Origin of the sequence: Psychrobacter sp. BI730 (genome assembly GCF_013414195.1) — a bacterium.
Taxonomy (GTDB): Bacteria; Pseudomonadota; Gammaproteobacteria; order Pseudomonadales; family Moraxellaceae; genus Psychrobacter.
Window position 1 is genome coordinate 15,538 of record NZ_JAATTV010000020.1, and the last position, 15,048, is coordinate 30,585.

Sequence of the window (15,048 nt, forward strand, 5' to 3'; positions counted from 1 at the left end):
TCTTTAAAGGGTCTTATATGAAAAATTATAGTTCATTAAAAAAAGCAGCTTTGCTTTCAGTATCGATGTTAGTGGGCATGTCAGCGGCCAATGCGCATACCACAAACTTAGATGCTTCTGTTCTCGGTAATTGTGATGCGCTCACTAGTTTTGCAAAGAACGCAGATCATAACGATGCACAGATTTCTAGCGCGCAAATGAAAGGCTATGTTGATGCGAGAGTCGCGTGTCAGGTACAGCATCAAGATCAACACTTGCAGTCTGAAAAGTATTTTGTGAAAAAATATGGTAGCGATCGTGATAGAAATGCTGAAGCCATATTAAATGAATATATCGCGCATTAAAATCTAAAGCGGTGAGAATGACAGCATTGTAATCTTAACGTCATCTACCAGTCAGAATGATTAATGTATCATTTAGGCTGGTTTAACAGCTATTGAACTCAATAGCCTTTAATCCAAACAATAGGAATTAATCATGTCACAATTTAAATTACTGTCTAAATCAATCGCAATGACGGCCATCGCTCTTGTCGTATCGACCTCAGCTATGGCGCATGACCCTAAAATGCATGCTGAAAAAGATCAAATGAACTGTGAAAAAATGCAAAAGCATATGGATATGATGGGAAAAATGGATCATAGCAAGATGGACATGAGCGATCCTGCCATGAAAGCGATGATGGCTAACATGGGTAAAATGAAGCAAATGTACCAAAAACACTGCGTTACTAACGACAGTAAATCTTAAAAATTTTAGCTCTGTTAAATAGCAGTCAACACTTAACGGAAATAAATTTTTAGGAAAACATATGAAATTTTTATTGGGTGCGCTCTTTACCGTATTTGTGGCAATCGTTAGCGTGTTTGCGGTTGTTACTAGTGGCGTTGTCAATGTGGGAGCTGACCAAGAGCATAGCCCAATGATGTTTAGCTTTTTAGAAACTGCTCGCAATCGTTCCATAGAAAATGCCAGTAAAGATATTGTGGTACCAGATTTAGAGAAGGTTGAGCTAATCAGTTCTGGTGGCGCGGACTATAAGGATATGTGTGCAGGCTGTCACTTGTCTCCGGGAGTGGCACAAACTGACTTTAGTGAGAGCTTATATCCAAAGCCGCCCAACTTTACCAAGGCTGATATTGTCAAACGTTATCAAACAGAAGACGGTGCAAAGCAAAGCTTTTGGGCAATCAAGCACGGTATTATGGCATCTGGAATGCCTGCGTGGGGCGCGTCCCATGATGACGGTAGAATGTGGGCAATGGTAGCCTTCATTAGATCGTTACCTGAATTAGATGAAAGCCAATACACGATGCTAACCACTAGGATAGATGGCGATATGATGGACATGTCATTTGACGGTGATATGAATATGTCAGATGGTGGTGATATGGGTATGAATATGTCGGATGATGGATCTGGAATGCAGCATTAATACTTTCTAGATATGAAAGCCTCCTAACTCACGGTTGTCGCTATTAATAATGCAGTACTGAACAGTGCTGCATTTAATGTTTTTAGTTAAGTACATAAGAATTCAAATATAGGGTGTAAGTTTTTAGAATATCGAGCATAACAATAGACGTTTAGGAGTAATTTAATGAGACATTACACACATGTGCTTTCTAATGGACATAGCTGGTTATCCGGTCGTGTCCTTTTATTGGTGGTGACATCGTCACTCTCGTTAACGCTAGCCGCTTGCAGCCAATCTAATACCAGTGGCTCTGATTCTCAACCAGTAAAGGTTGAACAGTCTGCTACCCAGAATGCACAAGTACAAAATGAAAGTTCTGCTCCTACAAATGCTCCCGTTAACAGCTCGTCATCATTACTCAAAAACGTCTCAGCCACGGTTTATAAAGATGCCAACTGCGGCTGCTGTAAAGAATGGGTAGGCTATGCAAAAAACAATGGATTAAGTGCAACCACGCACGATGTGGAAGATCTATCCTTATTTAAGGAGCGTTATGGCGTACCACAGCAAATGCGCTCTTGTCATACCACCGTTACCACCGACGGTTTTGTCTTTGAAGGGCATGTCCCTGCTAAACACATGGCTGAATTCTTAGCAAATCCTCCTGCACAAGCTATTGGACTTGCCGTACCGAGTATGCCGGTTGGTAGCCCCGGTATGGAGTATGAAGGTAAATTCATGCCTTATAAGGTAATGCAGCTTAATAAAGACGGCACCACAGAAGTCTATGCTGCTATTGAGTCTCCTCAGCAGCAGCTGTAGTGTTGGCTTAGATGTGAATAGATTCTGTTAAATATCGAAAATATTATAACTATAAGCTTAACCACCATCTCTCAAATTAAATCAGGTTATCATTATGAATAAAAAGAACATACTGAACCGCCGACGTTTTTTAACCGGATCCTCTGCTGTCCTTGGTGCCTCCTTGATGCCGACTATTGCTAGTAGCGCATTGGGACAATCGAGTCGCTCAGGCAGTCAGGGCGCTACTATTAATAGTGATCAAAACGTTCATAAAGTACCTGTATTGACAGGGAAAGAGTTTGATTTATACGTCAGTAAACAGTCCGCTATTGTGAACGGCAAAAAGAGCATGGCGACGCTCATCAATGATTCACTACCAGCACCGACGCTAAAAATGCGTGAAGGCGATACGGTGGTGATACGTGTTCATAATCAGATGGATGAATCAACCTCTATCCATTGGCATGGACTACTAGTACCGTTTGAGATGGATGGGGTGCCGGGCATTAGCTTTGATGGCATTCCTGCGAACAGCACCTTTACTTATAAATTCAAATTAAAACAATCAGGCACTTATTGGTATCACTCACACAGTGGGTTCCAAGAACAAACCGGTATGCTGGGTGCCATTGTGATTGAACCTAAAGGGCGTGAGCGTCATCCTATCGACGAAGACCATGTGATCGTGCTTAGTGATTGGACCAGCCGCAACCCGCATAATCTCTTGAAGCTGCTCAAACAGCGCGCCGACTTTGACAACTACCATCTACCAGACTTCAAAAAACTGCTTGCTGATATTGCCGAAACGGATATGAAAACCGCGTTTGATAAGCGCAAAATGTGGAATCAGATGCGCATGATGCCCACTGATTTTACGGACTTGTCGGGTGAAAACACATTTACCTACCTTATCAATGGCAAAACGACCGCAGCTAATTGGGCGCAAATCGTCAAAGCAGGACAGCGCGTTAAATTACGCTTTATCAATGCCTCAGCGCAAACCATCTTTGATGTACGCATACCCGGTCTTAAAATGACAGTCGTCTCAACGGATGGTAATGATGTCGCACCAGTCGCTATTGATGATTTTCGTATTGGCGTGGCTGAGACCTATGATGTCATTGTCACCCCGACCAAAGATGCGCATACCATATTTGCCCAAAACATAGACCGTTCGGGCTATGTCGCAGCAACGCTTGCCACCAAAGAAGGTGCTCGTGCGGCAACGCCTGCTATGGACAAAATTGAATGGCTCACCATGGCAGATATGATGGGTGCTATGGGTGCTAATGGTTATAAAGCTAAGCACGCTAAAACAGAATATGACTTTAAGTCTGATATGCGTGTGGACAGTCCACGTATGAACCTTGACGATCCAGGTATCAACCTGCGCAATATTAATAGAGAGGTATTGAATTATAGTCAGCTACGCTCTGTCGATGAGGCAATATTTGCGGAGCAGCGCAAGCCTACCCGAGAGATCGAGCTACATTTAACCGGTAACATGGAGCGCTATATTTGGGCGTTTGATGGGGTTAAGTTCAGTGAGGCCACGCCGGTCAATATCAAGCCGGGTGAGCGCGTGCGTATTACCTTAGTCAATGACACGATGATGAATCATCCGATGCATTTACATGGGATGTGGAGCGATTTGCGCATGCCTAACGGTGAGTTTCAGGTGCGCAAGCATACTATGATGGTGCAACCAGCTCAAAAAATTAGCTTTGATGTCACAGGAGAAGCTGGTCGATGGGCATGGCATTGTCATCTGCTCTATCATATGGAAGCCGGTATGTTCAGAGAAGTGGCGGTCGTTTAAGCAAATCTTTGGTTGATAGGTGAGAGATGAGATGAAAATACATAAAGTGGGTTTACGGTTCGCTGGGGTATCATCATTGGTATTACTAGCATCATCATTTGCTAATGCTGCTGACCCTGCCACTGCTAAAAAAGACATGACTATGTCAGATATGGACCATAGTAGTATGGACATGTCGGATATGGATCACAGCAAAATGGATATGTCTGGTATGGACATGTCGGATATGGATCACAGCAAAATGGATATGTCTGGTATGGGCATGTCGGATATGGATCATAGCAAAATGGATATGTCTGGTATGGGCATGTCGGATATGGATCACAGTGGCATGGATATGTCAGGCATGGACCATGGCAGTATGGATATGTCAGGTATGCAAGGTGGTAAAGCTCCAGCTGATGCTCGCAGTCCTGACTATTCAAACGGTGTTCCCTATGGACGCTATGGTCAGCCTATGATGATGGGTGATATGCCATTATGGGGCGTTTCTGTAGACGATTTAGGCTATCAGTTTGATGACGATCAGATTAATTATGAGGTTAGTGCTTGGTATGGCCTAGATGAGCGCCGTCTATCTTTACGTAGTGAAGGTAGTGTTCAGACCAAAGATGAGAAAGACATTGATAGTCTGACCTCATTGTCTTACTGGAAGCCGCTAAGTATTTTTTGGAATGGCGAAGCAGGGGTCGCCTATGATACCAAGAATGATAAGCCTGCCATTATGGCCGGTATTGTCGGCACAATGCCTTACTTTATTGAAACAGATGCTAGAGCATATCTCTACACCGATGGTCAAGTTAGGCTTGATCTTGGTGCAGAATATGAATGGCGTTTGAGTCAGCACTGGGTTGTGATACCGGAAGTTGGTCTGTCAGCTTTTAGTAAAGACGATATTGACAATCATATCACCAAGGGATTCAATGAATTAGAGACTGAAGTTAGACTGACTTATGAAACCTTAGGTCGTCAACTGGCACCTTACGTCGGTGTGAGCTATGAGACGGCTCTTGGCAGTGCGCGTGACCAGCGGCGTCAAGAAAATGAATCGGTTGATAGCAGTAGTTTGACTGCCGGTGTTAAATTCTGGTTCTAACATTGTCAAAATTATAGGAGATATATTATGAATACTTCTGATCAAAACAGCATGAATCATCAAAGCCATCAACAGGGCATGAATCCTTATGTGAAGTTCACTTTGATGATTCTGACGTCTACGATTGTAATGTTTATCATGATGTATTTTAATACCTATCAATTGGATCATGTTTATTTTAGTGAGACCCGAGCTTATATGGCGCTCTACATGGGTGCCGGTATGGCCGTCATTATGCTGGCCTTTATGGGTAATATGTATAAGAAGACCAAGGTAAATCTACTGGTTTATGGAATAAGTGTAGTAATGTTTGCTGTAGGTATTTGGGGTGTGCGTTCCCAAGCAACGGTTGATCAAGTCGATTGGATGCAAGCCATGATACCTCATCACTCGATTGCCATTTTGACGAGCTCAAGAGCAGATATTGAAGACCCTAGAGTACAACAGCTCGCTGACGATATTATTAAAGCGCAAAAGCGTGAAATCGCTGAGATGCAAGCGCTTATTGAAGAGCTCGAATAGACGGCTATATATAGAGGTATGGCAAGCTAAGAAATTGATTATGAAAAAATGGTGATACCTGGTATCAGCGCTATAGTCTTCGCTGGTACCTTTACCTTAAAAGGACAGATTGCACAGATAATTAATGTGATTTTTTACCTACCCCTTCAACTGCAGTAACTGCTCTTTGTTTTACTGTTCTTATTTCAAAACCTCTTATTCCTATATCGAAATGTTCAATATCTGTCGATTGCTATTCTTGAGTGATAGTAAGCATCTAAAAGTATACGCTCGCCCACCACTGTCAATATGAGTGCTATGAGTCTTGGAGAAATACTATGATGGAAGGCATGGGTTGGGGTTGGATGGCTCTCTGCTTGTTGTTTGCGCTACTATTTTTCGCAGTACTAGTACTAACAATCATGGCACTGCTCAAGTATTTGCGTGATAAAAACTAAATTCCAATTGAAAAGTATAGAAATTATTTTTTAGAGGTTTTTAGATTAATGATTAGATGAATAGCAATCGAGGATTGATGATAGTGCTTTAAGAGTTGTACTTATTATAAATATTTATTGTCTTCAAGGAGTGGTTTTATGAAACATATTGCCGATGAAAAATCTATCAAAGGTGGTCAGTACGATAAAGTACCAGAAAATTATAGTGGTACGGTTTATATCTGCCCGATGCATCCTGAGGTTAGAGATACTGAAAAGAGCGATTGTCCGATATGCGGCATGTTTCTTAAACCTGAAGACGAGGTTGCTGAATCCAACAACCATGAAGATAGTCATGCGCATTGTCATGGAGCGGATGCTAATAATAGTAATGAGGTAAATTCTGTCGAAGACGATAAGTACGACAAGATACCGGAAAATTATAGCGGTACGGTCTATATTTGTCCTATGCATCCAGAAGTAAGAGATGTTGAAAAAAGTGACTGCCCAATATGTGGCATGTTTCTTAAACCTGAAGACGAAGTTGCTAAAGATGATAGTCACGCTAGCTGTCATGGAAAGGATACTGATAGTAGCGGAGTAAAATCTGTTAAAGGCGGTAAATACGATAAAGTACCTGCTGATTACGATGGCACGGTATATACCTGTCCTATGCATCCTGAAGTGAGAGACGTTAGAAATAGCGGTTGTCCGATATGTGGTATGGCGCTTGAGCCCGAAACGCTTACTATCGGTGAAGAGGACACCTCAGAGCTTGACGACATGACTCGTCGTTTTTGGATATGTACCGTGTTGACTGTACCGCTATTAATATATGTGATGAGCGGTATGTTTGACTTAAACGTAGTTAATTTTAGTCAGTATGGTATCTCCTCAAAGATCTTACAATGGGCTGAGTTAGTGCTCGCGACCCCTGTAGTGCTTTGGGGCGCCGCCCCGTTTTTCGTCCGTGGCTGGCAGTCTATAAAAAGCCGCAATCTAAATATGTTTACCTTGATTGCGATAGGCGTAGGCGCTGCTTATATTTTTAGTATTGTCGCGACCTTTTTTCCCGATATTTTCCCAGACAGTTTCAGAGATGCCTCTGGTCAAGTCGGAGTCTACTATGAAGCGGCAGCGGTCATTGTGACCTTGGTGCTACTGGGTCAAGTATTAGAGCTCAAAGCTAGAAGTCAAACTTCAGGTGCGATTAGAGCTTTGCTTGAGCTCGCACCACCAACCGCAAGACGTGTCGATGAAAACGGTGAAGAAGTCGAAGTCTCGCTTGATGAGGTCGTCACTGGCGATAAGCTACGGGTTAAACCAGGTGAGAAACTACCCGTAGATGGTACAGTGATCGATGGTAATAGTAATGTTGATGAATCAATGGTGACGGGTGAGCCAATCCCTGTATCAAAAGTAGCAGGAGATACAGTGACTGGTGGTACGGTAAATGGCACCGGAACGCTATTAGTCGAAGCGGTCAATGTTGGAGCAGATTCAGTATTATCTAAAATTGTACAAATGGTTGCTGAAGCCCAGCGTAGCCGCGCACCTATACAGAAATTGGTAGATAAGGTAGCTGGGTGGTTCGTACCGATCGTGCTTATTTGCTCCGTCATTACCTTTATTGTCTGGGCGATATTCGGCCCTGAGCCCGCTATGGCCTATGCCTTGGTTAACGCGATTGCGGTACTGATTATTGCTTGTCCTTGTGCCCTTGGTCTAGCGACGCCGATGTCCATTATGGTTGGTACCGGCAAAGGCGCGCAAAACGGCGTCCTCATCAAAAATGCTGAAGCGTTAGAGAGTATGGAAAAAGTCGATACCATTGTCGTCGACAAGACCGGAACACTGACCGCTGGTAAGCCCGAGCTTACCGCAATTGATGCGCAGGTAGGTCAAGATGAAGACGAGTTCCTCGCATTGGTAGCCTCAGTAGAAAGCGCTAGCGAGCATCCTTTAGCAGAAGCTATCGTTAGAGCAGCTCAAGAAAGATCACTCATTATTCCTAAAGCTACTGACTTTAATTCGACTACTGGCGAAGGCGTACAAGCCGTGGTCGATGGTAAGAAAGTCGCTATTGGTAACTCTAAGCTTATGGAAAGCCTAAATAGTTTTGATAATGAGCTGTCCACTAAAGCTGATGTCCGTAGAAAAGACGGTGAAACGGTAATGTTTGTGGCTATAGACGGTAAAGCTGCTGGTATTATTTCAGTTGCTGACCCTATTAAACCAAGCACTAAAGAGGCTATTTCACTGCTTCATGACGCAGGTTTAAAAGTTGTGATGCTAACCGGTGACAACGAAAAAACCGCGCAGGCAGTCGCCAATAAACTAGGTATTGATGAAGTTCATGCGGATGTCTCACCAGAGGATAAAAACCGTATCGTCAAAGAAATGCAAGACAGCGGTAAATTGGTCGCTATGGCGGGTGATGGTATCAACGACGCACCAGCGCTAGCGCAAGCTAATGTTGGTATCGCTATGGGAACCGGTACCGATGTGGCGATGGAGAGTGCGGGCATTACCCTGCTAAAAGGTGATTTAATGGGCATTGCCAAAGCTTATAAGCTTAGCCACGCCACCATGCGCAATATCAGACAGAATCTGTTTTTTGCCTTTATCTACAATGCACTTGGTGTTCCTATTGCCGCAGGTGTGCTCTATCCCACATTTGGGCTTCTGCTCAGTCCGATGATAGCAGCGGCAGCGATGAGCTTGTCGTCATTCTCGGTGATTGCTAACGCGCTGCGATTGCGCCGTTTGAAACTATAATTCTGGTACGGTAAAAAGTGTTCTAAAGCACACTGACACATACTGGTCTAAACAAGATCACAAAATATAAGGATACCGTTATGGGCAGCTTTTCTATTACACATTGGCTGATTTTATTGGTCGTAGTGGTGGTCGTATTTGGTACTGCCAAGCTTAAAAATGCAGGTAAAGATTTAGGCGGTGCGGTGAAGGGTTTTAAAGAAGCGGTCAAAGATGAAGAACCCGAGAATGCTCGCAAAAATCATGTGCTTAGCCATGAAAATAGTACGCCAGCTGCAAGTAATGATTTAAATACGCGTGTAGGTAATCAGGCTGATGATATGGAAATCAGCCCTATTTCCACTGATGACCAGCCTAAAGTATGAAGCGCGCCGCTTATAAATAGCGGCACTAAGTAGTCTATTAATATATGTGACTGTTATGTTTGATATTGGGTTTTCCGAATTACTCTTGTTTGGCGTCATTGCTTTAATCGTATTGGGCCCAGAAAAACTGCCGCAAGCCGCACGTACCGCTGGGCAATGGTATGCCAAACTGCGCCGTACAGTATCCACTCTACAATCTGAAATAGAAGCTGAGCTTGATCTAGCTGAAACACGTCAACAAATGCAAAATGAACTTGCGAAAATCCGTCAGACCGAGTCGGATATGAAGCGCGAATTAGCAGAAATGCGTGGCAGTATGCAAAAGTTTGAGCAGTCACAGAACCAAAGCCTAGACGCTTCACATCAGTCAATCACCCCTTATGATAAAGACCATCAACAGAATACTACCTCCTCGTTCATTAAACAGGAGGCGGATCAGTGAGCCTATTTAAACGGCAAAAAAGTCGACAAGAAAAAATAACAGATATAGAGTTTGAGGCGCCAACAGATACAACACAGAATAGTGAGTCTGGAGATACGTTAGGTACGCTTGGCGATATGCCTATTACCGGACATTTAATCGAGCTGCGTACGCACTTAATAAGAATATGCGTGGTCGTCTTAATTATATTCTTAGTATTGGTGGGATTTTCACGCGAGCTTTATAATCTTTTATCAGACCCATTAGTGGCGCAGTTACCCATCAATTCGACCATGATTGCCACTGATATAACGTCAAACTTTATGGCACCCATTCGCTTAACGATATTCGTCGCCGCATTTTTAGCAATGCCTTATATCCTGTATCAAATTTGGTCATTTGTAGCTTCCGGCTTATATAAAAAAGAGAAGAAAATTGCCATTCCTGTACTGCTATCTTCGATATTTCTATTTTATGCTGGTGTTGCTTTTTCCTACTTTGTCGTACTCAAAGGGGTATTGAAATTTTTTATTATGTTCGCTCCGCAGAACGTTATACCAATGACCGATATTGACAGTTATCTGAGCTTTGCCCTCAAGCTATTTATGGTGTTTGGACTGACTTTTGAGATTCCAGTGGTTACCTTATTGCTGATAATGGCCGGAATCGTTTCTACTCAAATTTTAGAAGATAAGCGTCGTTATATCATAGTCGGCTGTTTTGGGATCGCCGCGGTAGTGACACCGCCTGATGGTGTATCAATGCTGTTGTTGGCGATTCCTATGTGGCTATTATTTGAGCTGGGTTTACTCTTAGCAAAGATATTAATTAAAAATGAACGAAATAATGATTTAGTCTCAGGGAATGAAACATTAGAAAGTAGCTAGCACTACTTAAATACGCCAAGAACCTTTTTTACTTTTTACTTTTTACTTTTTACTAGAGTATGTCAGCGTGAGTACTCTACTTAGCGACGGACTCTAAATGGAACACCCAACTAATAACAACGAAAAAAATGACGGTCTTGCAAATCGACTTAACCAAGAGTGCTACTGCATTACCCTTGATCGTAAAGCGCTTAATACAAGCCTTCAAGATCAATTGGTAGAAACTAGAAACAATCCAATAGGAGCGAACGAGCTTAATAAGCTTTTTTCAGCAACACCCGTGTTCGTTCCCAAAACAGAGATAGAGGCGATGGAGCGAATCGTCAGGGCTATCGAGTCAGCTGCCGAACTGCCATTGTATCAAGAGCAAGTGCTGTCGTGGGCACCAGAAATAGCTGCTTTCGACCCAGGCCCAATAGGGGCCCTCATGGGTTATGACTTTCACTTGGGTAGCGATGGACCTCAGCTCATCGAGGTCAATACTAATGCCGGTGGCGCATTTCTGAATGTGTTGCTCGCTCGCGCACAAAAACGCTGTTGCAACCCCTCAGAGCAAAGCGCTGCAACCAATCAAATGCTAGATAGGTTCGAGGAAGCAGTGTTTGACATGTTCAAACAGGAATGGCAGCGACAGTCCGCTGTTGCTATGCCCAATCGGATAGCCATTGTGGACAATGACCCCGAGAGTCAGTTCATGTTCTTAGAGTTTGAGTTAGCCTGTCAACTGCTCCAAGCTAGAGGTATTGATACTGTGATACTTGATCCCTCTGAACTCGAGTATATCGACGGTACGTTAACAGCCCATGGCCAGAAAATCGATATGATTTACAATCGGCTTGTCGACTTTGCATTTGAGGACCCTGACCATGTATTGCTTAAGCAGGCTTATTTAGAGGGTGCTGTGGTAGTGACACCCAATCCCCGCGTACATGCTATGTTGGCCAATAAGCAAAACCTGACATTGCTATCAGACTCCCAAATATTGCGCTCTTGGGGTCTGGATGAGGCTGCAGTGGAGTGCCTCGAAAGGTCTGTACCGAGGACTAAGATTGTATCAAGAGACGATGCAGCAGAGTTGTGGCTTACTCGGCGGCAACTGTTTTTTAAGCCAGTTGCTGGTCATGGAAGCAAAGGCGTTTATCGCGGTAGCAAACTGACTCGACGCGTCTTCGAAAACATTCTGGATGAAGATTATATCGCACAGACCTTTGTCCCTGCAGGAGAGAGATCACTCAAAATTGATGACATCGTAACAACAAGAAAGGTAGATATACGTCTTTATACGTATGGCGGAAAACTGTTACTACCTGCTGCGCGTGTGTATCAAGGTCAGGTGACTAACTTCCGTACGCCAGGCGGTGGATTCGCGCCTGTCTTTCAGGTGTGATCGTCTAGGTCTTATTTAGATGGCATTAGGCTGTTATAAGTCCGGTTAACTAATTCAATATTCTTCTTACCTAACCCCAGTTCGGGATAAGCCACATTGTAACTCATTGATACTATTTACAATGTAGCCACCTGCCCTTGCTGAGGCATGTTTTTGATGGTGGGTTTATAGGGAAACCAGCGATAAGCAATCAAACCTGACAGCAAGTTTGTAATAAAACCCGTGACACTACGATGGCGTGAATGCTCAATCTGACACAAGTTTTTCAGCTCCCCAAACACCGTCTCAACCAAAGAGCGATGATTGAGTAGCGCCTCATCTATCGGCTTGAGTACTTGCGGTTTCATATTACGCCGAAGTTTCGTTATCAGCCTAGTATCACTGTGTTTTGTGAGCCACTCGTTCAGTGCTTTACTGATATAGCCTCTATCCCCAAACACCTTGCCAAACACAGGCGTTGCCATATCCTTAACAGGCACTCTGTCATCCGTATTACCCGCAGTGACTTTAACAGATACAAGCTCGCCCTTGTGATTGATAATGGCGTGCAGCTTAAAGCCGTAAAACCAGCCCATGCTGCTTTTGCCTCGGGTTGCAAGTCCCTTAAAGACTTTATGACGGTAGATACGTTTGTTATGACAAACTGCTATCTTGGTTGAATCAATATAGCTGATACCTGTACAGTCGCCCATCATGCTTTGCAAGTAGGCACACAGTGGCATGATACTGCGCGGCATAAGCTTTATAAATCGTGAGTAGCTCGGCAGGTTTGGAAACTCCTGTTTCATCATGCCATGCATATGGTGGTAGTAAAAAGACTTAAACTGTCGATACCGCCGTTGATGAAACAGTACCAAGATGGTCATAATCTCTGCTACACTTATCTGGCATGCTCTTAACCTTTGGTGTCCCGTTGCGATTAAGTGAGCGTCAAACTCAGGTTTGAATTGCTAATAAAAGTCGTCAATATGGCAGTATAGTTCGGTTAGGTTGTCCATGTAAGAAGTCCTTGTTGTGAAGTTTGTCTTGGTAAACTTACTTTAGCAACTTTGGACTTCTTTTTTTATCTTTTTTTTGAGCGCTTATCCCGAACTGGGGTTATCATAACTAAAGAAGCGAAGTAATACTCAAATACTCAAATACTCAAATACTCAAATACTCAAATACTCAAATACTCAAATACTCAAATACTCAAAATCATTTTGACTATCTGTATCAAGGCTTGTCAAATTACAATGGTCTGTTATCAGCAGTTCCTTTTATACAGTCTGTTTTAAGTAGTTTATTAGCGTAAATAGGGTCAAGAAAAATATTGATTACGTTTTAGGCTATGGTATTTCAGCCGAATCTCTTATAGCCGAATCATCATCGCAACGATGATATTTATACCAGATTGATTATCAAAGTAGGCTTCCCTGCGTATAGCAGGGTTTCCCCTACCTATTCAAATCATCTGTCTCATCTTTAAAGGTTTCTACAACGACAGCAAAAATGTCATCCCAAACTGCCTCATTTGCCAAAAACGGATAATCCTTAAGTAGCTTATTACTTTTAGCACCTTTATTTTGTAGCATGCTGCGAATGATTCTATCGGCATAGCTGTTGGGCATCTCAATAATCTCTTTTATCGCCAGTCGTGCATGGTCATGTTGTCTTAGGTACTGTGACTCGTTATGCATCTCTTTTTCAATAACATGCGCAATCAGTCCTGATAAGTACTGAACATGAGGCGTCAGGTCCATAAAGCGCCATGCCGGTTGAATAAGGTGACTGTCTTCAAAATTTAAGTTTGAGCGAATACCATCAGGGTAAGTAATCGCTTGTTTATCAAAGCTGTAATGATCACGGATTTGCTTCATAAGGGGCACAGAGACACGGTCTAAGATTTTATCATAGGCATGACGGTCTGAGGGATGCTCAGCAATGGCTTGTGATATAGGTAGGATAATCGGCTCATGAATGACTTGGTCTCGTCTAAGGACATCATTAATTAAAAAGCGATGTACGCGGCCATTGCCATCCGCTAATGGATGAATATACACAAAGGCAAAGGAGACAACAGCACTACGCATCAGTGCTGATTGTCCCTCAGTCTTCTCCATAAATACCTGTAATCCTGCTAGCTTATTAGCAATGTCATCAGCAGGTGGCGCGATATAATGCACAATTTCTTTAAAGCCATTCACCTGGGTATGCGACACAAAAACTGGAGATTGACGGACGCCATACTGCTGGATGACCGTTTTGCTACCAAGTATCTCTTGTTGCAACTCTGCTAGCGACTCAGGATCAAGCGGGATATCGCCCTTGCCGGTACGCCTTGCCATTACATCGGCGAAACGTTCAATACGTTTTAACTCTTTCCCTTCACCTTCTATAGTAAAACTGGCTTTACTCTCTCGTAATGTCATCCATACGGAGGCACGCATCAGTAAGTCTTGCCCAAATTCATCGTTCAGCTTGTCAACCATTGTGGCAATATCGAGTGCAGCGGCTTTCGTAAATGCCTCTGTTTTCACCAGTTGAGGACAGAAATGACGGGTTCCTGCAAGATTGTCATTGATACGCCAACGAGCATTCTTTATGACATGCGCAGGGCTTGAAGTAACCTGCTTCTTAGCATCTAAAGCGTCCACATAGTTACCGCCTAAATTACTCGGTACTGCTAACTGCTGACCCATGAGCCATTCATACAAGAAAGCCATTCTACGGGCATAGCTGCCTGTGGGCTCAGCGTTTACCCATGCTTGTACGTCATTAGCCCCTATCTGCTCAAACAGACGAGCCAGTAACTCCAAATTCAGTACTTCATGACGCATGTGAAACTGTAAGTGCGCAATGATCGTGTCCAGTGGACGCGCGGTTTCCTGATAAGCATTATGGATGACATCACCGTCTTTATAGGTTTGCCTGCGCCCACCGATACTACTGCTGACATATAAAGGCGAAACCAGCTCGATGCTGGCATAACGGATAAGCCATGCTGCGCCAATAGGGTCTGAAGTAGGGGTATTCATCATGAGGGGCTCAAGCGATTCTAGATAAGCCATTTTGCAGAAAAGCGATTATGAATGCAATATAATGATTATAATGAAGCCTCATTGCATTAAATCGATTTTTATATGACGCTGTGATG

13 protein-coding genes and 1 pseudogene are annotated in these 15,048 nt (G+C 43.3%); 12 read left to right on the forward strand and 2 right to left on the reverse strand.

Annotation, left to right across the window (positions count from 1 at the left end; translation table 11 throughout):
* The first annotated feature begins 17 nt into the window (after nt 1-17).
* From HCZ91_RS12895 to HCZ91_RS12950, 12 genes are all read left to right on the forward strand, one after another.
* Nucleotides 18-344, forward strand: coding sequence for a hypothetical protein (locus HCZ91_RS12895; protein ID WP_045448097.1), 327 nt, complete (start codon nt 18-20; stop codon nt 342-344).
* A 133-nt stretch (nt 345-477) separates the two neighbouring features.
* A complete protein-coding gene (locus HCZ91_RS12900) occupies nt 478-750 on the forward strand; it encodes a hypothetical protein (protein ID WP_011959985.1) in 273 nt (90 codons plus the stop codon).
* Between the two features lie 61 nt (nt 751-811).
* Nucleotides 812-1,435: a cytochrome c gene (locus tag HCZ91_RS12905; protein WP_045448094.1), complete on the forward strand. Its 624-nt coding sequence runs from the start codon at nt 812-814 to the stop codon at nt 1,433-1,435.
* 165 nt (nt 1,436-1,600) lie between these two features.
* Nucleotides 1,601-2,239: a DUF411 domain-containing protein gene (locus tag HCZ91_RS12910; RefSeq protein WP_011959987.1), complete on the forward strand. Its 639-nt coding sequence runs from the start codon at nt 1,601-1,603 to the stop codon at nt 2,237-2,239.
* A 94-nt stretch (nt 2,240-2,333) separates the two neighbouring features.
* Nucleotides 2,334-4,040: a copper resistance system multicopper oxidase gene (locus tag HCZ91_RS12915; RefSeq protein WP_045448091.1), complete on the forward strand. Its 1,707-nt coding sequence runs from the start codon at nt 2,334-2,336 to the stop codon at nt 4,038-4,040.
* A gap of 31 nt (nt 4,041-4,071) precedes the next feature.
* Nucleotides 4,072-5,136, forward strand: coding sequence for a copper resistance protein B (locus tag HCZ91_RS12920; RefSeq protein ID WP_045448088.1), 1,065 nt, complete (start codon nt 4,072-4,074; stop codon nt 5,134-5,136).
* Nucleotides 5,137-5,163: 27 nt separating this feature from the next.
* On the forward strand, nt 5,164-5,658 hold the full coding sequence (locus HCZ91_RS12925; protein ID WP_060492335.1) for a DUF305 domain-containing protein: 495 nt from the start codon (nt 5,164-5,166) through the stop codon (nt 5,656-5,658).
* Nucleotides 5,659-6,233: 575 nt separating this feature from the next.
* Complete coding sequence (locus tag HCZ91_RS12930) at nt 6,234-8,852, forward strand: copper-translocating P-type ATPase (protein WP_087945736.1); 2,619 nt, start codon at nt 6,234-6,236, stop codon at nt 8,850-8,852.
* Between the two features lie 80 nt (nt 8,853-8,932).
* A complete protein-coding gene (gene tatA, locus HCZ91_RS12935) occupies nt 8,933-9,217 on the forward strand; it encodes a Sec-independent protein translocase subunit TatA (RefSeq protein WP_011959992.1) in 285 nt (94 codons plus the stop codon).
* A 55-nt stretch (nt 9,218-9,272) separates the two neighbouring features.
* Complete coding sequence (tatB, locus tag HCZ91_RS12940; RefSeq protein WP_036599454.1) at nt 9,273-9,659, forward strand: Sec-independent protein translocase protein TatB; 387 nt, start codon at nt 9,273-9,275, stop codon at nt 9,657-9,659.
* Nucleotides 9,656-10,525: a twin-arginine translocase subunit TatC gene (gene tatC, locus HCZ91_RS12945; protein ID WP_011959994.1), complete on the forward strand. Its 870-nt coding sequence runs from the start codon at nt 9,656-9,658 to the stop codon at nt 10,523-10,525. The genes tatB and tatC overlap by 4 nt, the downstream gene beginning before the upstream one ends.
* A 97-nt stretch (nt 10,526-10,622) precedes the next feature.
* Nucleotides 10,623-11,912 carry a hypothetical protein gene (locus tag HCZ91_RS12950; RefSeq protein ID WP_036599449.1) on the forward strand — a complete coding sequence of 430 codons (1,290 nt, stop codon included), beginning with the start codon at nt 10,623-10,625 and terminating at the stop codon, nt 11,910-11,912.
* A 116-nt stretch (nt 11,913-12,028) separates the two neighbouring features.
* Here HCZ91_RS12950 and HCZ91_RS12955 read toward each other — a convergent pair.
* Together HCZ91_RS12955 and HCZ91_RS12960 are read right to left on the reverse strand one after the other, a co-directional pair.
* Nucleotides 12,029-12,910: pseudogene (locus HCZ91_RS12955) on the reverse strand (IS982 family transposase).
* 438 nt (nt 12,911-13,348) lie between these two features.
* A complete protein-coding gene (locus HCZ91_RS12960; protein ID WP_179799674.1) occupies nt 13,349-14,932 on the reverse strand; it encodes a Fic family protein in 1,584 nt (527 codons plus the stop codon).
* Between the last annotated feature and the right edge of the window lie 116 nt (nt 14,933-15,048).